Source organism: Candidatus Bathyarchaeota archaeon (assembly GCA_026014735.1).
Taxonomy (GTDB): Archaea; Thermoproteota; Bathyarchaeia; order Bathyarchaeales; family Bathycorpusculaceae; genus Bathycorpusculum.
Window position 1 is genome coordinate 631,730 of the sequence record JAOZHT010000002.1, and the last position, 20,980, is coordinate 652,709.

Genomic DNA, 20,980 nt, shown 5'->3' on the forward strand with positions numbered 1-20,980 from the left:
TTTGAAGGCGCCTACAGCAACCTACCGTATCCAACTTAACAGGGGCTTCACCTTCAGCGACCTCAAAGACATCTTGCCCTACCTTAAAACGCTGGGCATAAGCCACATCTATGCATCTCCGATTTTCCAAGCCAAAGAAGGCAGCCTCCACGGCTACGACGTAACTGATCCCGACAGCATCAGCGATGATTTGGGCGGACGAGCCGGCTTCGAGGAAGTGTCGGATGCAGCGGCGGCTTTAGGGCTGGGCTGGCTGCAGGACATAGTTTCCAACCATGCTTCCTACTCGGTTCAGAACTTGCGAATCAAAGACGTATTCTCAAAGGGCGCGGGGTCAGCGTATGCCTGCTTCTTTGATGTCGACTGGAACCACCCCTCCGCCAAGCTTTTCGGCAAGCTTATGGCGCCGTTTCTACCTGAACCCTACCGTAAAAGCCTACAGTCAGGGCAAATAAGGCTAGTCAATGATGGAGAATTCAAAATTAAGGCTGGAGCATTTGAGCTTCCAGTTAACTTGGCGACGCAGCAGCATCTGGAAATGGACGGCGCCGTCGAGCAAACGCTTGAGAAATACAACAGCCGCCCCGAATTCCTCGACGCAATCCTTGTCAAGCAACACTACAGTTTATCTCACTGGCGCACGGCGCTGCGACACATTAACTACCGCCGCTTCTTTGACATCATCGACTTAATCGGTGTACGCATGGAGAACCCCGCTGCCTTCGAGCAGATGCAGACGCTCTTTTTTGAGCTAGCGCAATCAGGCAGATTCAGCGCTCTTAGGTTTGACCACATCGATGGCCTCTCTGGACCCCAAGCGTATCTTGAGCATATGCGAAGCTGTCTCCCCCAGACCTACCTGGTGGTGGAGAAGATCCTCACAGGCCAAGAGCAGCTGCCCCTCTCCTGGCCGGTTCAGGGTACCACCGGCTATGATTTCTGTGACCGCGTAAACAAACTGCTGGTGCAGAATGAAAACGAAGCCGCATTCGATGAAATCTACCGGTCTTTTGTAGGCGAATCTGAAGCCTTCGAGGAGATGCTCTACAGAGAAAAAAAATCAATCATCCTAACCTCCTTTATGGGTGATGCACGTAACCTAGCTCGGCTCTTCGATGATTCTCTGCGTAAATCTGCCTACCGAAAACCCTGGAGCCGCCGGGGACTGCTAGCTGCCCTTGTTGAGGTGATGACTTGCTTTCCCATTTACCGCACATACATCGATGAGGGCCACCGCGACGACGCCGCATTCAAGGATGCACTGTGGAGTGCCCGGCAACGCAGTCCCCAGTTCGCCGACGGCTACTCCGCGGTTGATTTCATCCTTAAAGCCAGCCGCGCTTCACCTGACGCTTTGGAGGCAGTTATGAGGTTTCAGCAGTACAGCGGCGCAGTCATGGCGAAGGGCTTCGAGGACACGGCGCTCTACAGCTACAGTCGCCTGCTCTCGCTTAACGAGGTAGGTTCCAATCCAAGTCAATTTGGAATCTCTTTAGAGGAGTTTCACCGCTTCAATGAGCTACGCAGGGAAAACTGGCCGCTGACTCTTAACGCCACCAGCACTCATGACAGTAAACGAGGCGAAGACGTGCGGGCACGGCTAGCGGTGCTAAGCGAGCTTCCCGGGCAATTCCAAGCCAGCCTGCTTTTGTGGCGCGAAATTAATGCAGCCAAAAAACTGACCGTTGACGGCACCCCTGCACCCGACGCATGTATGGAATATTATCTCTACCAGACGCTTCTTGGCGCCTACCCGTGGCTTAAATCAGAGAGGGAGACCTTTACGGCGCGGGTTGGGATGCACATGGTTAAGGCGCTGCGGGAACAGAAGACTCATTCAAGCTGGCTTTCGCCGAATCTGCCCTACGAGGAGGCCGTCGCCGACTTCGTCAGGGCAGTTCTTCCTGACCGCGCCTTCTTGGATGCGTTTTTGCCGCTGCAGCAGAAAACCGCGTGTCTAGGCGCATTAAACAGCCTCAGCCAGACCCTGCTTAAAGTCGCCTGCCCCGGCGTTCCCGACTTCTATCAGGGAAGCGAACTCTGGAACCTCAGCTTGGTGGACCCCGATAACCGAGGACCCGTCAATTTAACCGTTGCAAAGTCTCTTCTGTCGGAAGTAGCCGCTCTTGAGCCCACTCAACTGCCGGGTTTACTGTCGGATTTCTCTGATGGAAAAGCCAAACTTTACCTCATCTATAGGGCGCTTCGGTTCCGCAGCAGCCAAAAACGGCTCTTCGAGCAGGGCACATATCATCCGCTGGCTCCGCAGGGCAAACATGCAAGGCACGCTGTGGCTTTCTGTCGGAATCAAGACGCAGACTGGGCGGTTGCGGTGGTTCAGCGTTACCCTTCGGGCCTGCTTTATATAAGGGGAGGGAGGCCTGCTGAGAGCAACAGCGAATCATCCATGGCTTGGGGCGAACTCGATTGGGCAGACACCTACATTGAACTGCCGAAGAGTGCACCTAACGAATTAACCGACATATTTACCGACAGAACCCACCGAGTGCATAGCGGGCGGCTACTGTTCTCCGACATTTTAGAAAAATTCCCAGTAGCGTTGCTCTGGGGGAAAAGCAACGGCTAGCAAAAAACGCGCCAGCGGCGTATTGCTCCACATCACCTCATTGCCCTCCGCCTTCGGCATAGGCGACTTGGGTCCCGAAAGCTTTCGATTCGCCGATTTACTTGCCGCCCAAATGCAGCGCTGCTGGAGCATTCTGCCCCTCTCGCCCACGCGCCTCACAGACGGCAACTCCCCATATCAGGCCAGCTCCGCCTACGCAGGCAACCCCCTCTTAATCAGCCCCGAACTTTTAGCCCAAGAAGGGTTCATCCCAAAAGCTCCCATGCCGCAGCCTCAGCGGGCCAACCAAGTTAACTTCAAAGCAGTCTATCCGCAGAAGCAAGCCGTCCTCAACATGGCCTACCTCGCCTTCAAAGCATCCGGTCAACAAGCCCGCGAGTTTCGTGTTTTCTGCGAAGAGAACCGCAGTTGGCTAAACGACTATGCCCTCTACGTGGCGCTTCATGCTAAGTCGGGGCTGCCGTGGCATCAGTGGCCGCCCTCGCTGCGTAGGCGCCAACCAGAAGCCGTCAGCAGAAAACTGGAACTGCATAAAATGGAGGCTGAACAGGTAATGTTTAGCCAATACCTGTTTTTTAGGCAGTGGTGCCAGCTGAAGGCGTATTGCCGCAGCCGCAGAATCCAAATCGTCGGTGACCTGCCCTTCTATGTTGCCTACGACAGCGCCGACGTCTGGGTACACCCTGAGCTTTTCATGCTATACAAAAACGGCAAACCCCGCTACGTCGGAGGCGTCCCCCCGGATTACTTCAGCGCATCGGGGCAGCTGTGGGGCAACCCCGTTTATGATTGGCTGAGGCATGAGGAAACAGGGTTTGAATGGTGGATAAAGCGGATACGCCACAGCCTAAGCCTCTGCGATCAGCTGCGGCTGGACCACTTCAGGGGGTTTGTGGCGTACTGGAGAGTGCCTGCTCGAGCTGCAACAGCCCAGTCTGGACGATGGATTAAGGCGCCAGCGAAAGCTTTCTTTGCAAAAGTCAAAGCCGCTTATCCACAGCTGCCCTTTATACCCGAAGACCTCGGATACATCGATGACCCCGTCAAAAAAGCCATTACACAGTTGGGTGTCCCCGGCATGAGGGTTATGCTGTTTGGCTTCGACGACCAAGCCGACAACCCGCATCTGCTCAGAAACCACACTGTGAACTCGGTGGTTTACACGGGAACCCATGACACCAACACCGTCCGAGGATGGTACACAGAGGAAGCCACAGAAAAGGAGCGCCGAGTCCTCTCCAAGGCAGCGGGCGGAAAAGTCACGGAGAGCACAGTCAGCGTTAAAGTAGTTGAGTTAGCCGCATCTTCTGCCTCTGACCTTTGTATTGTGCCGCTTCAGGATGTTCTGGGGCTGGGGGCGACGGCTCGGATGAATAATCCAAGGTACCCCGCTGGGAACTGGGCTTGGCGGGTGACCAAGAGGCAGCTGGAAGGCGGCAAACTGGCTATGCTAGGCGATTTGTCCTTGAAGTTTAGCAGGGCATAGCTTGGGCTGTAAGCGAAGACGCTAAATAGGCATTCACCGCATCCTAGCAGCGAGGTAGAGAAATGCGGATAAAACTCAACAGATTCACGGCAGTGGTTTTAGCCGCGGTTGTATTCATATTCGTCAGCAGCGGCATCCTCGCATGGTCCTACAGGGAAAGTCTAGACTCCGATTCCAACCTTGCTTCTCTGCAGCAAATCCGCGACGAAACAATTCTCTACCTAGTCGCTAATCACACTGAAACAGCCAAGTTAACCAGCAACCTCTCCTGGACAGGCGGTCTAGTCGAGGAAGGCGTTTTAGGCTCTGAAACCTATCTCTTCACCAGCGGCAACTGGCAAATTCAAGTCACCTACCCCGTGGTCAAAAGCCCCCTCTACAGCATCAGCGCTAATTACTCCTCCCCGGAAGCCACAGTCATCTGGAAGGGCACCTACCAAAACGGCATACTAAAAGAGGTAAGCAGCGACATTTTGGTGTCCACTTCAGGCGCACTTTCGCAGGCGCAAATCCGTGATTTAACAATGAATTATGTTAAAACATTCCATAATGAAACCGCCTCCTACATGCAGGCCCTCGCATGGACCGGCGGAAAAGCGACTACGGAGGGAATTGTGGGCTCAGAAACCTACTGCTACATGAGCGGCCTCTGGAACCTGACTCTACAGTATCCCGTGGTCGCAGCTCCCATTTACACCATAGCAGTGCAGTACGATACCTCTAGCGATCTTGGTTTAGGCTCAGCGACGATTAATTGGCAGGGCACATTCCAAGAGGGGCTTATAATCGAAAAAGCATACAACTACACCCCATAACCCTTTTTGCAACCATCCTGAGGCGGTGAAACCCTAGTAGTTCAGGCTTAAGCCAAGTCTTAACAATCTTTATTAGCCCATCTCGCCGCTTCAAATATTGGAGAAGTATTCTCCGCCGTTTTGTTGTAAGTTTTGGGGATGAATCCACCTGAATGGCGCAGTCATTTTAAACGCGTTCTCTCATTTTTTGAAGAATAGGGGCGAATTGAAATTCGCTTTTGTGCAGGTGACAACTCGCTGCAACGCAAAATGCACCGACCGATGTAACATCTGGGCTTCCTCTCCCTACGATATGCCCATAGAAGAATTAAAATTCACAATCGACGTTCTGTCACGGAACAACTTTTCTGTAGTTTACTTTACCGGAGGAGAAACCAGCCTCTACCCCCACATAGTTGACGCCTGCATCTACGGCAAACAAAAGGGGATGGTGACTTCTTTAACTACAAACGGCACGATCTCTTCCCAAACCATCAGACAACTCCGGGGCAGCCTAGACGTCCTCTCGATTTCTGTTGACCACTACAACGAGGAAATCTGGGATCAGACAAAGCATGTAGCGGGTATTTCTAGAAAAGCAAAGGACGCTATAAAAACGGCTAAGGAGGCCGGCTTGAAAACCTACGCCATAACTTTTCTGAACCCCAACTGGAGCGTCGATAACGTCGAAAAAACGCTGCATTACATCAACGATGAATTAGGCGTTTCCTTCGCGCTATCTTATCCCTACAGCGCCTCTAACGGCGGAACCTATAGGGTGGACAGCAAACTCTCCAACCTCGGCAACCAAGATGCAGCGGCTAACCTGCGAGGTATGGTGGCAAAAATTTTGGAGCTTAAGCTTCAGGGCGCAGATGTTGCTACCGTCACAGGTTACATGCGGGATGTGCTGAGGGCGCATGATGGCATACCCATGAAGTACCCCTGTAATGCAGGCAAAAGCTCCTTTGTCATCGACTGCAACCTCAACGTCTTCCCCTGTTATCGGCGCCCCAAACTGTTTAACCTCAAAGAATGCCAAACCCTCGCTCCCCTGGACTTTGATAGCTCCGTCTGCGATAACCGCTTCTGCCTGATTAACTGCTTTAAAGAGGGCTCCATGGCTTCCAGGCAAACCTGCCTCCGTGCAGTAAAGGAAGAGCTGTTTTCTAACCCAAAATTCTACCTTAAATTACTCAAAAGATAACCCGGAAAGGAGACTGCAGAAACATAAACACACCAAAAACCGCTAAGAAAAAACCCTCCCGGGAAATCAGCGATCAAGCCAGATTTTTAGGCGTAGCATACTCGATGCTTAAGTCGCGGATGACTCATACCCCCTTTTTTTTGGCGCATGCAATAACCTACGACTGCAACTCCAGATGCAAAACCTGCACTTACTGGCAGATGTCGCGGCGGCGAAACGAGGATTTATCTACAGAAAAGGTTTATCAGCTCCTTGACCAGGCCTACCGCTGTGGAATGCGGGGTTACTACCTCTTCGGGGGAGAACCTACCCTTCGCGAGGACATAGGTGAAGTGGTGCATTACGCCAAGAACAGAGGCTTCTTGACCACTATGAACACCAATGGTTCACTGCTGGCTGCAAAGGCAGAGGTGCTCAAAGACATCGATTTCCTCTTTGTGTCCCTTGACTACTGCAACCGCTACCACGACTTCATAAGGGGAAGACCCGGATCATTTGATGAAGTGATTGAGGGTATCCGCAGAATCAGGTCGGCAGGCGATGCCCGGGTAGTACTGGTCGCTACCATCAGCCGCCTAAACTATGATGTGGTTGAACCTATGGCGGAGTTCGCCAAGAAAATGCATGTTGGCATCTCATTCAACTCGGTGGAACCCACCGTTGCATCTAGCTTTGAAGCGGGGCGATCAGTGGTGCCCGTGGGGGACTACGGCTTAGCTGAGCCGCAACTGAATTTCTTCTACGATAGGCTGCTGAGGCTAAAAAACATGGGTTATCCCCTCATGGAAACCAAACAGGTTCTTGAACATTTTGTCGAGCATCGAAGTTGGAAATGTCATTTTCCCAAGATGTTTGTGTATGTCTCGGCGGACAACAAAATCTTCAACTGCACCTACAACCACACCTATGACCTCAACCGCGGCTCCTTTAGCGATTACTTTGCAAGCAGCCTCTTCAAAAACCACGTTGCCGCCGCAGAGAAATGCAACGTTTGCATCCGCACCTGTGTCCGCGGCTACTGCTACACCTATGCCCTTAGTCCCCTGCACCTGCTAAATCTGGTGTCTGACGCAAAGAATCTGCTATAGACCATGTTGGCTTTGGATTTGCCGTAGCAGCCTCTCAAAGCCGCCTAAATACGTGAATAACTCGTTTTCAGGGGCTTCCTCTATCACCAGCACTTTGCCGTTTGCATATATGCAGCCGTCCACCATCAAGTTATCGGTTAACTCAACTTCCTCTATGAACATGCCCCATCGGTCCCGCAGTTTCCCATCCACGCCGCGGTTAACCTGGTCACCGAGGGCTTTTACGGTGCGCTCCGTAAATGAAGCGGATAGGTTGGTGTAAGCGTACACTTTTTTGCCTAAGCCATGCGCATAGCCCATTTCATAGACGGTTCCCACATCTGCGCTTGGACCCCGAAACGGCGTGATGTTTGCAACAACGATTTCGCAGCTGCGAATAAGCTCTTCGTTTATGCTGCTGATACATAAACCCAGTTCCCTTGCCGTTTTGCCTTCCCCATCTACTTCTACATCGATTGGGAAAACGCCTTCAAACCCGTATTTTCGGCATAAACCCTTTTTTTTCTTACCGATTTCTTTAGCGTCGGCTAGAAATACTTCTGGACCTGCAAGGTACACCCGCTTAGACATACTTAACTCCAGCAGACTGTAGCGTAGAAGAGTATTAAAATTTGATTTAGTCGAACCCTAACTTGCGGCTATGGACTGGGCTGCGTCGTCCTCAACCTGCCGCTGCGGAACGGGGTCCTCGATTTTGCGTTCCTTTTTTTCTACGCTGTAGAAGGACCGGTAAGCGATGAATAGGAAAATTGCTAACCCCACATATCTTGTGAAGAGTGATCCAGCGAGCGCTGAAGAGCTTGCGTCCAGATACCAGAACAGCAGCGAATACTGACTTATTGCTAGGAAAATGAAGCTTAACGGAATCCAGATGGTTGATGGGTCAGCGTCCTTTACGTGGCTGCGGAGCGTGTAGAGTGAAATGTAGCAGAGGCAAATCAAGTTAAAGATCCTTATGTACACGTTGGCGCTGAGGTAGCTTAAATAGGCATATTTTGGATCAACAAAAACCACAATTAGTATGGCGGCAAGGGCAACTGTTAACAGGCTAATGGTTATTTCTGCGATAAGTTGCCCGCTTTTTGAATCTCTTTTAGAAAACATGTATGTTGTAGCGATAAAGACGAACGCGAAGGTTCTGGTGAAGAACTGAACCCACACTAGTGCTAGGTTGCCAACCTGGGAGTATGCTATGGCTGAGAGGGTAAAGGAGATGCCTAGGAACGCAAAGCCAAGGGGTAAGCCCAGGAAGCTGTTTTCTCCTGTGAGCCGATATGGCTTCATCATGAACCATACAAGTACAAAGCAGATGACTGCAGAGATGACTTCTGATAGCTCAATCGTAATTTTTACTAGGTCCCACATGTCGCCAAGCTATTGTGATTTTACCTTTATGACTTTTTCTCCTCTATCGTTTGCTTTTTCCCAGCCAACCTTATCGGCAGCTAATTACGTTCTAGCGCCTGATTTTTTGTTGAATAAGCTGTTTTTTGCCAATAAGTCTTGGCATGGTTTACGATTCAATGGCTTCTTTAAACATTTTTTTGTTAAAACAAATTGTTCGTGACTCTTATTAACGAAAAACGCTGCACTACTGACTTACAAACTTAGGAGAATACAAAATGAAAAATATCATAAACGCAGTAAAATCAATCCGTAAATCCAAAAACTACTCCGCTGCCTTTCTAACGCTGCTCATCACAGTATCTATTGCTTTACCGATGATGGCTATGACCCAAACCGCTAGCGCAGAGGCAGGTATATCCATAAAAACCTACGCGCTACTCTCGGTTGGACCAAACCCCGTCGGTGTCGACCAAAAACTCGCCATAGTCATGTGGCTAGACAAACTTCCGCCGGTCCCAGCAGTCCAAACATCCACCGTACGCGCTATTCCCTTTACAAACTTCACCTTAGAAGTCACAAAGCCAAACGGCGAAATGGAAACCTTCGGCCCCTTCACTTCTGATGCCACTGGCTCAGCAGCAACCAGCTATGTCCCTGACACGGTAGGCAACTACACCTTCCAGGTTAATTATGGAGGCGAATGGCTTACTGGTGCACGCGTTGCTGGCGCTAACATAACCACCGACTACTACCAACCAAGCAAAACCCAGAAAGTAACAGTCGTTGTACAAGAAGAGCCCATATATGCTACTCCAGGCGCACCCCTTCCAACTGAATACTGGACCCGACCGATTGACGCACGAAACTATGAATGGGAAACACTGGGCGGAAACTGGCTCGGATTACCCTTGCAGTTCGCAACAGGATGCAATGAAGACGGAACCTTCAACCCATACTCTGCAGCTCCAAAAACCTCACACGTTCTCTGGAGTATCCCGCAGTCCTTCGGAGGCATCGTAGGCGACAACTTTAACGAATCAGACTACTACACTGGCTTATCCTATCAAGCAAAATTCAACTATGGCGCAAGCGCAGTTGTTCTCAACGGCAGACTATACTACCACCCGACATATGGCCCCGCAGCAACCTCACAGGGCTTGTCATGCGTTGACTTAGCAACCGGCAAAGAACTCTGGTTCTTAAACGGCACGAGAATCTCTTTCGGTCAACTATTGTCAACTGAAAACATGAACGTTCACGGCGTAAACTCATACCTTTGGAATTACGCTTCAGGCACCTCCACGATGTATGATGCCTACACAGGTCTTGCATTGCTGAAGGTTACCGGATGCCAAGCAGCAACAAAAGTTGCCATGTCAGAAACCGGTGACGTATTAGTCTACACTTTAAACGCTAACGCAAAATGGCTATCTCTGTGGAACTCAACTAAAGCAATCAACCCCACCGATGAATTGACCTTCTCACCGAGCCTTACAAAAACCTACAACTGGGCTGACGGCTTAATGTACAACGTGACAATCCCCGACATATCCGGTCAAACCCTCAGCTCCTTTGGCGACGGCGTACTAATCACTGCAGCCGCCTTCAGAGAAGCTGACCCAGCAGTCAGAACCGTTGCAGGCTACGATACAGCAACTGGCAAAAACCTCTGGATCATGAACCTAACTGACTACACTATACGCCCACAATACAACTTTAGCCCCGTAACTGAAGGCTGCTTTGCATGGTTCAAGCAGGAAACAACCGAATGGTATGGTTTCGATGCTCAAACAGGCAAGAAACTCTGGGGCCCAACTGAACCCTACGCTGACTCATATGGCATGTACAGTGCATCATTCGCTGGCGCAGGCGCACCTAACCCGCAAGTTGCATACGGCAAAATCTTCACCGCAGGCTACGACGGCGTTGTCCACGCAATCGACATTAAGACAGGCAAAACCGTTTGGGAATTCTCCAGCGGCGCAACCATCGACACAGTATACGGTCACTATCCATTCTACGGCGGCGTTTCAATCGCAGACGGCGTGGTCTTTGCAACCGCAAACGAGCACACACCCAACGATCCACTTTGGCGTGGCGCAAAAGTCTATGCAATAAACGCTACTGACGGCACTCCAGTCTGGAACATTTCCTCTTGGGCTACAGGCACAGTTGTCGCAGACGGCAAACTGCTTGAATACAACAACTACGACAGCGAACTCTACACATTCGGTAAAGGCACCAGCTCAACTACCGTTGATGCACCCATGAATGCTGCAACCTTAGGTTCCTCAGTCACCATCCGTGGCAGAGTCATCGACACATCGCCAGGCACACAGCAAAGCGAATTAGCACTACGATTCCCAGAGGGCGTCCCAGCAGTTGCTGACCAAAGTATGAGCGGCTGGATGGAATACCTCTACATGCAGCAGGCAAGACCAGCAGACACCGAAGGCGTTCCAGTTACCCTTAGCGTTGTTGACGGAAACGGCAACTACCGCGAAATCGGAACAACCAAAACCACAGATGGCTTCTTCACTTTCAACTGGAAACCAGACATCGAAGGACAATACACTGTCTACGCTTCCTTTGCAGGCAGCGAATCCTATTGGCCATCACATGCAGTGACTTCGTTCGCAGTTGACCCCGCAGCCGCAACACCCGCACCTTCGCCTTCACCCGCACCATCCATGGCTGACACGTATCTGCTTCCAGGCATTGCAGCAATTATTGTTGTGATCGTTTTAGTCGGCGCAGCAATAATTCTGGTGCTCCGCAAGCGACCATAAACAAACCAAAACAAAACTATCCTTTCCCTTTTTTTGGAAAAGCATTGGAGTTGGAGGGCTGAAAGGGCTCGGTATTGCATGATGAAACTGCATAGTCATCGTGTTTGCATTTGTCTTTTCTCCTAGTGTCGGTGCCGGGCCTCAGCAAACCCTCAATTTCTGCTTCTCAATCCGCTGTTTTTGCCTATGTGAATGATGTGCCGTGCCTAAGTTCTTATTTCTACGGTAGGTTTGAAGCAAAAATAGCCTGCATAGTGCACTATCTTAGTTACTGGCTGCCGAAGTGAAGGTGCGCCCCGCGGATTCCAGCCTGAGCATCCGAGCGGGTCAAGGTTTGGCTTCAGCTTTTGGAATGCGATGGGTTTTTGAAAATTTTTATATACTTACTGACCCTATTTCATACAAATGTTTCCTGAAGATAGAGGCTCTGATGATCTCCAGACTTTAGCGGGGCTAGGTCTGACTCCTCGTCAGTCAAAAATCTATCTTATCCTTATCCAGTTGGGGAAAGCATCAATCAATAACCTCTCTTCAACGTCAAAAATTGATAGAGCTAACGTTTACCGCACAATAAAACAACTGCAGGACCTCAAGATAGTTGAAAAACTAGACACGAAACCAACCGCATTCAAGCCGTTACCGGTAAACGAGGGCATATTATTGTTACTTGAACAAAGCAAAATTAAATTTAAAGAAAACGAAGCTGAAGCAAAAATCCTGCTTGAAAAATATCCGAAAGATCATAAATCAAGTGCCCATGAAAAATACTCTAATTTTTCCCTCTTGCCAGATGGAAAAATCATGTTCAATAAAATCAGTGAAAAACTTGAATCAACCACCAAAACCCATGAAGCCATTGTTTACTGGGAAGACTTCGAATATATGCCTGATTTGGTTGCTGACGTATGGAGAAAGCTACTGCAAAGAGGCGTAGAAATGAAAGTCATCGTTTTCTCGAAGAGTGACAAGCATCTTCCTGAAAAATTCAGGGAGTTTAGCGGCTTAGAAAAAATAGAAGTTAGGTTAACAAAAAAACGCCCTCGAACCACATTAGCCATATATGACGGGAAGACAGCGCTGGTTTCCACGATGCCGAAGATTTATGATCCTTTGAACGCTTTTTTATTTATGGATAACGCGGCTCTTGTAGGGGTAATTCAAGAATACTTTAGTCTCCTCTGGCGTAATTCTAAACCGATGCTACAATGATTTCCAGCTGCAGTGTCTTCGTTTTGCTATTCGAACCTGTGTATGCTGCCAGCAACCACAAGTTTATAAATACGGTTACTTGATAAAAGGCTTGACGGGTCTTCAAAGAAAAGTTTGATAGTATGTCCGGTGAAGATGGCTATACCGATGATATTCAAACGCTGATAAACCTTGGGTTGACTTATCGGCAATCCAAAGTTTTTCTGGTGCTTTCTCAGATGGGGAAAGCAACGATTAAATCTGTATCCTGTAACTCAGGCATTGATAGAGCAAACGTCTATCGCACAATAAAACAACTCCAAGAGCTCAAGCTAGTTGAGAAGTTCATCACAAACCCAACAACCTTCGAATCCTTATCAGTGAACGAAGGTGTTTTGTCTTTACTCGAACGCAAGAGAAGGTCTCATGCAAAGACTGAGGTGAAAATAAAAGAGTTCCTCAGAAAACATAAGCAGCGTCAGGAGGCAAGCGCAGCAGAGGAAGGGCAGTTTGTTTTGGTGCCCGGTGGAAAATTAACGCTAAAAAAGCTCGATGAATTGGTTGACTCAACCGAGCGGACTCATGATGGTCTGCTTTTTTATAAGGATCTTGAAGCCAGAATGGATGTTTTTGTTGATTTGTTTAAGGCGCTATCGTTTAAGGGTGTCGTCATAAGGCTCATAATTTACGTAGAACCTGACAGAGAGATATCGCCGAAATTCGAGGTGTTAAAAAACCTTAAAAACACAGAGGTAAAAAAGGATGTTACTAAACCTGGAACAACAGTCTCATTATGGGACAAGAGGAAAGCTTTCCTTACTACCAAACCCATGATTTCTCAGCCTATGGCTGACAGCTTACTAATAGACAATCCGGCAATGGTGGGGTTAATCCAGGATTGTTTTGAACTGAGATGGCGGTCTTCTAAGCCAATATTTTGATAAATCCACACGGTATTTTAGCGGTTTTGTCCATTTTTTTTCTCGCCAGATTTAGCAAGCGCCTGTGTCTGTTGCTGGCAACCGCCATTTATTAAATACAAATTATGGGCTATTCTGCTCTTACAAATTGGAGAAAAGAAAATGAACAAAAAACTATCGGCAATGATAATTTTTGTGCTGATTGCGGCGATGGCTATACCTTTAGGTATAACTAATTTCTCTGCAGAAGCGCAAACGACGACGTACACTAACATGCAAGAAGGAGGCTCAATACCCCTTCCCGCAGGCGTTACACCGGACAGTACATTAAGCACTATTTCGCACCTTAGCTTTAACCCTAACCCCGTAGGCGTAAATCAGAGCGTTACCGCTTTCATGTGGCTATCTCCCCCAACACACGCAAGCAGATACCTCAGCAACTTCACATTGGTGATAACTGATCCCTCTGGTAACAAAGAAGTCATCACAAAAGAAACCTATCGTGCAGACACAACATCATGGGCAACCTTTACACCCGACGAAGCAGGCACATGGAAAATCGAATTCATATTCCCAGGCGCATATTACCCCACAGGAAACTACACAGTCGCAGGCGGCGGAGCACTCGGCAGCCAAGTGACAAGTTTCACACAATCAGTCTACTATAAGCCAAGCTCGGATGGACCCTACAACCTTACTGTTCAAGCTGAACCGGTGGCGATTCGCCCTGAATCTGCTCTTCCAGCCGATTACTGGGAACGTCCAATAGCTTCAGCAAACAGGGAATGGTGGAGTATTTTAGGTTACTATCCAGCAACCGGCGTAGTGGGCAATCCAGACGACGACTACTGGCCAGATGAAACCAACCCATACATGAGCAATTACAAGTATCTTCCTTACGTTCAAGGACCCGAATCTGCGCACGTAGTGTGGAAGAAGCAGTACGCGATAGGCGGCTTAGCTGACGCAATAATTCCTCGAACAACCTGGACTAGTCTTAAAGGTGGTTCGCCATCAATTATTTATGCTGGCAGATGCTACGAAACAATTCCCAAATCGATAAACGGAGTTGCCACCAACGTTTGGACCTGTTATGATTTAAGGACCGGTAAAACGATATGGGAACAGCCGGGAATTACACAGATCCCTACAATGGTGACATTCAACACTGGCTACGGAGACGTACCTGGCGCTGACCCACAATGGGGACGAAGAACCTTCTTGACCTACGTGGGCGGAGGCCGTTGTATATGCTACGACCCCTTCACTGGTGCAGTAGCAACAGGTGCAAGCAGTACCTCACCATACAACGTGTCAATTGCTCCCCTGACGACTGGTACCCTATATGCTAACTTGGATTACCCCTACTTCCTAAGCGTGCAAGACCTAGGTGCATCAGCAGCCCCCAACAGATACCGACTCGTAAACTGGACAGTGAAAGGCGATTACGGATTGAACATGGCTACTGTGAACGTTGGCTTCCGTGTCATGAGCAACATATCTTGGCCCTACAGCAGCTTAAGCAGTCTAGTTGATTACGAAGCAGGCGTAGCTGTTACCTCCTCGTCAGGATACAACGCAGCTATGGGCGCAAGCATAGATGCAAACCTTACCGCAGTCGACATCTACACTGGACAAGTACTATGGACCAGAATGGCTGATGTTCCCTACAATGTCTGGCCTGCATCTGTTGCAGATCACGGAAAAGTTGCAGTTCGCTTTGAAGACGGCTACTTCTACTGCTGGGACATCAAAAACGGTAAATTCCTATGGAAGAGCGAAATGTCAAGCTGGCCTTGGGGAACCTTCGGCGCTTACGACATTGCCTCATACGGTGGAAACATTATCTTCACGCAATACGACGGCGTAGCTGCATATGACTGGGATACAGGCGAAGTTTCATGGCTATACCAAGCGAAAGAGAAATATCCATACGACAGCCCCTACCAAGACAACTATCCGTTCTTCTGTATAGAACCTTTGATTGCTGACGGAAAAGTCTATGCTGTTAACACTGAACACACCCCCACTGAACCTCTGACCCGCGGATGGGAACTTCACTGCATTAACGCTACCTCAGGCGAAGGCATATGGAGCATGCCCTCCATGATGGAAGCTTCTCCAGGCGTCAGACCCTGCGCAATAGCCGACGGATACCTAGTAAACGCCAACGGATTAGACGGAATCACCTACTGCTACGGCAAAGGCAAAAGCCAAACAACCGTTTCGGCACCCTCAACAGAGCTAACAGTTGGACAGAAATTCACCATAACTGGCACAGTCTTAGACATGTCACCTGCCCAGGAAGGCACCGCTGCAATATCTGATGAATCCATGAGTGCTTGGATGCAGTATCTCCACATGCAAGCTTCAAAGCCCACCAACGCAACCGGTGTCTCTGTAACCTTAACTGCAATCGACCCCAACAACAACGTAATCAACATAGGCACAGCCACCAGCGACACAAACGGTGTCTACGGTTTAACATGGGCACCTGAAGTTTCAGGCATGTACAATGTCATCGCATCCTTCGCAGGCTCAGACTCCTATGGCAGCTCAGTAGCATCAACCTACTTCACCGCAACCGACGCACCCGCTGCAACACCCCAACCAACCGCTGCACCAGCTTCCATCGCCGACGCCTATTTCATTCCAGCAGTCGCAGGCATAATCGTCGCAATCTTCGCAGTCGGAGCAATATTAGCAATCTTGATGCTCAAGAAAAGGCCCTAAAAAGCCACCCCTTTCTTCTTTTTTTAATTCATGAAACGGTACGCTAAATAGAGGCTGAGAAGGCTCTGGAATCGCGATGATATTTGCATGGTCATCGTGTTGCATTTGTCTTTCTCCTAAAGATTTTGCCGGGGCCTCAGCAAACTCTAAAATTTTGGCGCCGGGGAAGGGATTCGAACCCCTGCGGGCGCGAAGCCCACCAGCTATCCCGCCAGTAGTTAATCTGGCACCCTTTGATATGATCTCGAGGCTGGCGCGATAACCACTCCGCCACCCCGGCTCCGCAGATAGAGTTGTGGTTCCCGCATAAAGAGTTTTTCAATTTGTCTAGTGAAATCGCTTAAACAGTACTGTACGGACAGCGCAAGGATACACAGTAATAGTTTCAACGCCCGTCGGAACATGATACCAGCGCTCAACGGACTATTGTCTCCAAGCCATAATCAAGGTGTCCCTGATGGCATTCTTATTTGGCACAAGCACTTCTTGGACTACCGGTTCTTCAAGTTCAACGAACTTGGGACTCCTTACTCCTTATACTTTCTGGGCGAAAATGTGTAGACATCATGTGCATTTGTTTTTCTCCTTGGTTTCGGTAAGGGTCTCAGCAAACCCTCAGTTCCTGCCACGAAGCCAAAGCTAACTATTCAAACTATGGACGACTCTATAGCATCCAAGAGTTCTTTAGGAGCTTCACGGTATACCTCGCCAAGGCATGCTGTATTACCTAAAATTTGCTTCAAATGGTCGCTCCCACCTTTGAAATTTATGAAATTTATGTTCAGAAGTTGCTTTAAGAGATTGGATTCCTCAATAATGGCGGCTAATTTATTTTCTTTTATGTTACCCAAAAAAAACTTTGGCGAAGACAAAACATGGCATGGATAGATTGAACCGTCTGGAAGAATGTTAACGTATTTGCCAACGCCACAGTTACCGCAACTTATGAGGCTGGGCTTCTTTATGGATTCTTGGTTTAAGGGGATACCGAAATGTCGCTGCCAAAAATCAGCCATAACCAATCTGATCTCAGTAGATGAACAGTCAAGAGCAGGTTGAAGAGAGCCTCTGCCAATTTGTCTAAATTGCGTCAAGTGAAACTTTGTCGCAATCCCTTCCTTAAGTATAAAAGACAACCACTTTGAGAGATGGGGGAGGTTTGCCGAAGTGACAGTTATGCTGAGGCTCGGATAAATTCCTGCCTGCTTAAAATAATGAATCGCTCTCATTGCATCGTCAAATGAACCTGGGCCTCTGAGGTTATCGTTGATTTCTTTTGGGCCATCTATACTAACCCGTACCTCGTCGAACACTTGAGCGATACAACCTGCTTTTTCCTCATCTATCAGCTTCCCGTTTGTCATTAGACACATTAGAGTTCTTTTATATGGGTCCAAACTACGAAGATAAGTTGCAATATTCAGGAGGTCACTTCGAAGCAGGGGTTCGCCTCCTGTAAAGACAACTTTTTTTGGGGAGATTGTCAATATTTCCTCGCAGAGTCTGTAAAATTCGTCACTTGACATTTCATTTTTCATGACTTCGCTTGCGTCAAAATAACAGTATTTGCAATTGAGATTACAGGCATGCGTAAGGTGAACATAGATTTTGTTAATGGGGTGTTTCTTGTACATTTTCTCCGCTTTCTAAGGGAAATATGGTGTTTGCTTAAGATTTTTTGTAGTTTTGAATATCATATGGAGGATTACTCCTTTTTTTTAATTCGTTTAGTGCCTGTTCACGTTGATTTTGAAAACTCAACTCTTTGGTAACGTAGTTTGTTTCGATCTCTGGGCAGCCTTCAGAATAATAGATGCTGATGTCTTTTTTCTGTGAAATCAGGTGTAGTATGTTACTTGTAACGGGAGAGACATAATTACAGAGATTGCTAATTGCTTCATTAGACTGCATAAGTGTAAGATTCGTGGTCTCCCATCCTCCGATGTTAGTCACTTCTTCGGCTTCAAATGTTGATGCGTATATCGTCCAATAAACGACTGTATCTGTAAGAGAGGACAGAGGAACTAAAAGATCGAGTTCCTTTTTCAAAGCCTCAAGTTCACTAGAAAGTTTGGATTCCTCGAATTTGTTCAAATTCAACTTATGCGTATAATTGAAATTAGCTGGATCAAATATTGACTTGAGTTTTTGGTCAACTTCTTCGGGAGATATGCTAAAAGAAGGACTGTTCAGCTGTCCTAATGCTCTGGAAGCTGCTCTGCGAACAGAGAAGTCGTTGTCCATTCTAAATACTGCAACTAAAGCGTCAGTTGCCTGTGAATCGCCTATTTCACCTAAACTTGTCGCTGCGAGTCTTCTTATTTCGATGCTTTCGTCTTTAAGCAGAGGAACTAATGCGTTTGTAGCTTGTAAATTATGAATAGACCCTAATGCTTCAATAGCGCATCTGCGTGAATTTACATCTTGGTTTTGAAGAGTAAGTATGAGTGCATTTAGCGCTTTTTCTCTACCGATTTTCACCAAAGCCTCTGCCGCAGGTTTGCATACAGTTGCATCTTTAAGAATATCCGCCAAGGGCTCTATCGCTTTTATATCGCCTATTTTGTTTAAAGTATCAATTGCTTGTAATTTGACCGCATTGTTCTCGTCTTTAAGGGTCACAATTAATGATTCTACTGCACGGCGGTCTCCAATTATTCCTAGTGCTTTTGCCGCATCTTTGCGAGTGGAGGCTTTCGGATCATGAAGGGCAGCTATCAATGTGTTTAGCGCTTTATCCCCGCCTATCTTTCCTAACGCCTCAATTGACGAGTGGTTTAAATCATCATCCGACTCATTGAGGACCGCAACTAACCCCTCAACTGCTCGCTCATTATGCAATTCACCTAGTTCCTTTGCCGCCTCCGGACGTGATCTCCACTTCCGGTCTGCAAGCAAATAGAGTAGCCCATCGATTTTATGTTCGCCGTTTGTTCTCGAGAGCATGTATGCCGCGTTTTGACGTACCCAATAATCTGTGTCTTTGAGCGCAAGATGCATTGAATTTTCTGCTCGGTCATCCACTAAGTCCCTTAATGTGGCTGAAGCGTTTTGGCGCACTTCAACCACTGGGTCATTGAGTGCCGCAATTAATGCGTTGATTGTGCGTCTATCTCTAATCATAAATAAGGCACGTGATGCCTCTATTCTAACTGAGGGATCTTTCTTGTATTCCAGTGCATTTATCAAGCCGTCTATGTCGCCGTTAGCCTGCATTTTTTTTACCTTTGATTTTGATAAACCAAAAAGATGCAACTTTCGTCACCATAGCCCAAAGCTATTGTGTATCATTAGATTGTTTATCTATTTAGGTTTTGTTAATAATGTGAAAATTTTTTGCAATTGAAAAAGTTGGTCCCGGGGAAGGGATTCGAACCGCTGCGGGCGCGAAGCCCACCAGCTATCCCGCCAGTAGTTAATCTGGCACCCTTTGATGTGATCTCTGGCGCGATAACTTTTACGGTTCAAACCTAAAGAGTTTTTCAATGCCCCGACGCTAAAGTCTGTGGCGTAGGGGTGCGGCAGATAGGTTGAGCCTGTGGTTGATTCTATAAATAGAGGGGGGATAGGTGCCCTCAAGCAGCAGCAGTCCACATAGGCTGCGCATACGTTTCCATATACTGCCTATTTAAAAGGGGCTATAGAAATCGGGGCAGAACGGTTTTATTGTTGTAGTGTTTTGTTTATCTGCAGGCAGGGTTTAGCCACTATGTGCCTCTGAGGTGCGGTTTTGGCTTTCTTTGCGTTTCGCCGGGCTTTTGCGTTTTAGACGGCAACATTTATAACCTCATGTACTATTTGCTAAAGGCGCGAAGCGGAAGTACAATGGGACATCGTAAACATCACGCTCCAAGACATGGTTCACTTGCTTATTTACCTAGGAAACGCGCCAAGAGTCCAGTTGCGCGCATACGCTACTGGCCAAAAATCGACGCGGATAGCCCTAGGCTACTTGGTTTCACAGCCTACAAAGCAGGCATGACCTACATATTCACTATCGAAGACCGGAAGCGTTCACCAAACTTCGGCAAAGAAGTTATGCGTGGAGCCACGGTCCTAGAAACCCCGCCAATTATGGTGTGCGGTATCAGAACCTACACTAAAACGCCTTATGGACTCCAGAACCTCACTGAGGCCTGGATGAAGGAGCCGCCGGCAAGCCTAGATCGGCTACTGGTTTTGCCGGAAAGCTTCGACACAGACGCCATGCTTGAGAAAATCCAAACCAACCTCGAAAGCACCTCTGTGGTCAGAGTAATCACCGCAACCCAGCCCAGCCAAAGCAGCCTCTGCAAAAAGAAACCGGAAACCTGCGAAATCCAAATCGGCGGCGGAACAATCCAGCAGCAAATCGACTACGCCAAACAGCTGCTCGGAAAAACCGTCACCCCCGAAGAAGTCTTCAAAGACGGACAATACATCGACATCGCAGGCGTAACCGTCGGCAAAGGCTACCAAGGCCCAGTAAAACGTTGGGGCGTAACTTGCCTGCAGCATAAAGGCAGAAAAACCAAACGCGGCATCGCCACACTCGGCCCCTGGAACCCCCATCACCTCATGTACAGCGTTGCCCGCGCAGGCCAAATGGGTTATCATCAACGCATCGAATTCAACAAGCGCATCCTCAAAATCGGCAAAGACGGCAAAGAAGTCACCGTTAAAGGCGGCTATGTCCGCTACGGCGAAGTCAATGGCCCCTACATGGTTATCGAAGGCAGCATCCCCGGCACCGAAAAACGCACCATCCGACTCCGTGTTCCCGCTCGTCCACCCACTGAAGTCCCCGAGGCGCCGCCGCAAGTAACATATATCTCACTGGAGTCTCCTCAAGGAAAATAGGT

The 20,980-nt window shown here is 48.4% G+C and carries 13 protein-coding genes, 1 tRNA gene and 1 pseudogene; 10 read left to right on the forward strand and 5 right to left on the reverse strand.

The features are described from left to right. Position 1: 1 nt before the first annotated feature. The 5 genes and pseudogenes from treY to NWE93_09100 all read left to right on the forward strand — a co-directional run bounded on the left by treY (position 2) and on the right by NWE93_09100 (position 7,162). Complete coding sequence (treY, locus tag NWE93_09080; GenBank protein MCW4000381.1) at positions 2-2,587, forward strand: malto-oligosyltrehalose synthase; 2,586 nt, start codon at positions 2-4, stop codon at positions 2,585-2,587. Between the two features lie 13 nt (positions 2,588-2,600). Continuing rightward, positions 2,601-4,073 (forward strand): annotated as a pseudogene (malQ, locus tag NWE93_09085) (4-alpha-glucanotransferase). A gap of 62 nt (positions 4,074-4,135) precedes the next feature. Continuing rightward, positions 4,136-4,888: a hypothetical protein gene (locus NWE93_09090; protein MCW4000382.1), complete on the forward strand. Its 753-nt coding sequence runs from the start codon at positions 4,136-4,138 to the stop codon at positions 4,886-4,888. 205 nt (positions 4,889-5,093) lie between these two features. Then, complete coding sequence (locus NWE93_09095) at positions 5,094-6,074, forward strand: radical SAM protein (protein ID MCW4000383.1); 981 nt, start codon at positions 5,094-5,096, stop codon at positions 6,072-6,074. A gap of 104 nt (positions 6,075-6,178) precedes the next feature. After that, a complete protein-coding gene (locus NWE93_09100; GenBank protein MCW4000384.1) occupies positions 6,179-7,162 on the forward strand; it encodes a radical SAM protein in 984 nt (327 codons plus the stop codon). On the opposite strand, the gene NWE93_09105 is transcribed toward NWE93_09100, so the two are convergent. Next, positions 7,157-7,732, reverse strand: coding sequence for a nucleoside 2-deoxyribosyltransferase (locus tag NWE93_09105; protein ID MCW4000385.1), 576 nt, complete (start codon positions 7,730-7,732; stop codon positions 7,157-7,159). The two genes, NWE93_09100 and NWE93_09105, sit on opposite strands and share 6 nt — an antisense overlap. Positions 7,733-7,789: 57 nt before the next feature. Continuing rightward, the gene (locus NWE93_09110) at positions 7,790-8,527 is read right to left on the reverse strand and encodes a hypothetical protein (protein ID MCW4000386.1); all 738 of its coding nucleotides are present in this window, start codon (positions 8,525-8,527) and stop codon (positions 7,790-7,792) included. 257 nt (positions 8,528-8,784) lie between these two features. Between NWE93_09110 and NWE93_09115 the strand changes: the two genes are divergently transcribed. The 4 genes from NWE93_09115 to NWE93_09130 all read left to right on the forward strand — a co-directional run bounded on the left by NWE93_09115 (position 8,785) and on the right by NWE93_09130 (position 16,139). Then, positions 8,785-11,298: a PQQ-binding-like beta-propeller repeat protein gene (locus NWE93_09115; GenBank protein MCW4000387.1), complete on the forward strand. Its 2,514-nt coding sequence runs from the start codon at positions 8,785-8,787 to the stop codon at positions 11,296-11,298. 405 nt (positions 11,299-11,703) lie between these two features. Continuing rightward, positions 11,704-12,507 (forward strand): hypothetical protein, encoded by an 804-nt coding sequence (locus tag NWE93_09120; protein ID MCW4000388.1) that lies wholly within the window; start codon positions 11,704-11,706, stop codon positions 12,505-12,507. A gap of 122 nt (positions 12,508-12,629) precedes the next feature. Next, a complete protein-coding gene (locus NWE93_09125; protein ID MCW4000389.1) occupies positions 12,630-13,427 on the forward strand; it encodes a hypothetical protein in 798 nt (265 codons plus the stop codon). A gap of 141 nt (positions 13,428-13,568) precedes the next feature. Further along, positions 13,569-16,139, forward strand: a complete 2,571-nt coding sequence (locus tag NWE93_09130; protein MCW4000390.1) for a PQQ-binding-like beta-propeller repeat protein — start codon at positions 13,569-13,571, stop codon at positions 16,137-16,139. Positions 16,140-16,294: 155 nt separating this feature from the next. Here the strand turns inward: NWE93_09130 and NWE93_09135 are convergent. The 3 genes from NWE93_09135 to NWE93_09145 all read right to left on the reverse strand — a co-directional run bounded on the left by NWE93_09135 (position 16,295) and on the right by NWE93_09145 (position 19,355). Then, a tRNA-Ser gene (locus NWE93_09135) sits at positions 16,295-16,419 on the reverse strand. Between the two features lie 367 nt (positions 16,420-16,786). Further along, on the reverse strand, positions 16,787-17,773 hold the full coding sequence (locus NWE93_09140; protein MCW4000391.1) for a radical SAM protein: 987 nt from the start codon (positions 17,771-17,773) through the stop codon (positions 16,787-16,789). Positions 17,774-17,807: 34 nt separating this feature from the next. Then, positions 17,808-19,355: a HEAT repeat domain-containing protein gene (locus NWE93_09145; protein MCW4000392.1), complete on the reverse strand. Its 1,548-nt coding sequence runs from the start codon at positions 19,353-19,355 to the stop codon at positions 17,808-17,810. Positions 19,356-19,964: 609 nt separating this feature from the next. Here NWE93_09145 and NWE93_09150 point away from each other — a divergent pair. Then, the gene (locus tag NWE93_09150; protein MCW4000393.1) at positions 19,965-20,978 is read left to right on the forward strand and encodes a 50S ribosomal protein L3; all 1,014 of its coding nucleotides are present in this window, start codon (positions 19,965-19,967) and stop codon (positions 20,976-20,978) included. The last annotated feature ends 2 nt before the right edge of the window (positions 20,979-20,980 follow it).

Bases quoted from the DNA above. Each gene is read 5' to 3' on its own strand.
- NWE93_09115 (MCW4000387.1), top strand. From the start codon at position 8,785: ATGAAAAATATCATAAACGCAGTAAAATCAATCCGTAAATCCAAAAAC.
- NWE93_09110 (MCW4000386.1), bottom strand. From the start codon at position 8,527: ATGTGGGACCTAGTAAAAATTACGATTGAGCTATCAGAAGTCATCTCT.
- NWE93_09140 (MCW4000391.1), bottom strand. From the start codon at position 17,773: ATGTACAAGAAACACCCCATTAACAAAATCTATGTTCACCTTACGCAT.
- NWE93_09100 (MCW4000384.1), top strand. From the start codon at position 6,179: ATGCTTAAGTCGCGGATGACTCATACCCCCTTTTTTTTGGCGCATGCA.
- NWE93_09130 (MCW4000390.1), top strand. From the start codon at position 13,569: ATGAACAAAAAACTATCGGCAATGATAATTTTTGTGCTGATTGCGGCG.
- NWE93_09150 (MCW4000393.1), top strand. From the start codon at position 19,965: ATGGGACATCGTAAACATCACGCTCCAAGACATGGTTCACTTGCTTAT.
- NWE93_09105 (MCW4000385.1), bottom strand. From the start codon at position 7,732: ATGTCTAAGCGGGTGTACCTTGCAGGTCCAGAAGTATTTCTAGCCGAC.
- NWE93_09120 (MCW4000388.1), top strand. From the start codon at position 11,704: ATGTTTCCTGAAGATAGAGGCTCTGATGATCTCCAGACTTTAGCGGGG.
- NWE93_09125 (MCW4000389.1), top strand. From the start codon at position 12,630: ATGTCCGGTGAAGATGGCTATACCGATGATATTCAAACGCTGATAAAC.
- NWE93_09145 (MCW4000392.1), bottom strand. From the start codon at position 19,355: ATGCAGGCTAACGGCGACATAGACGGCTTGATAAATGCACTGGAATAC.
- NWE93_09090 (MCW4000382.1), top strand. From the start codon at position 4,136: ATGCGGATAAAACTCAACAGATTCACGGCAGTGGTTTTAGCCGCGGTT.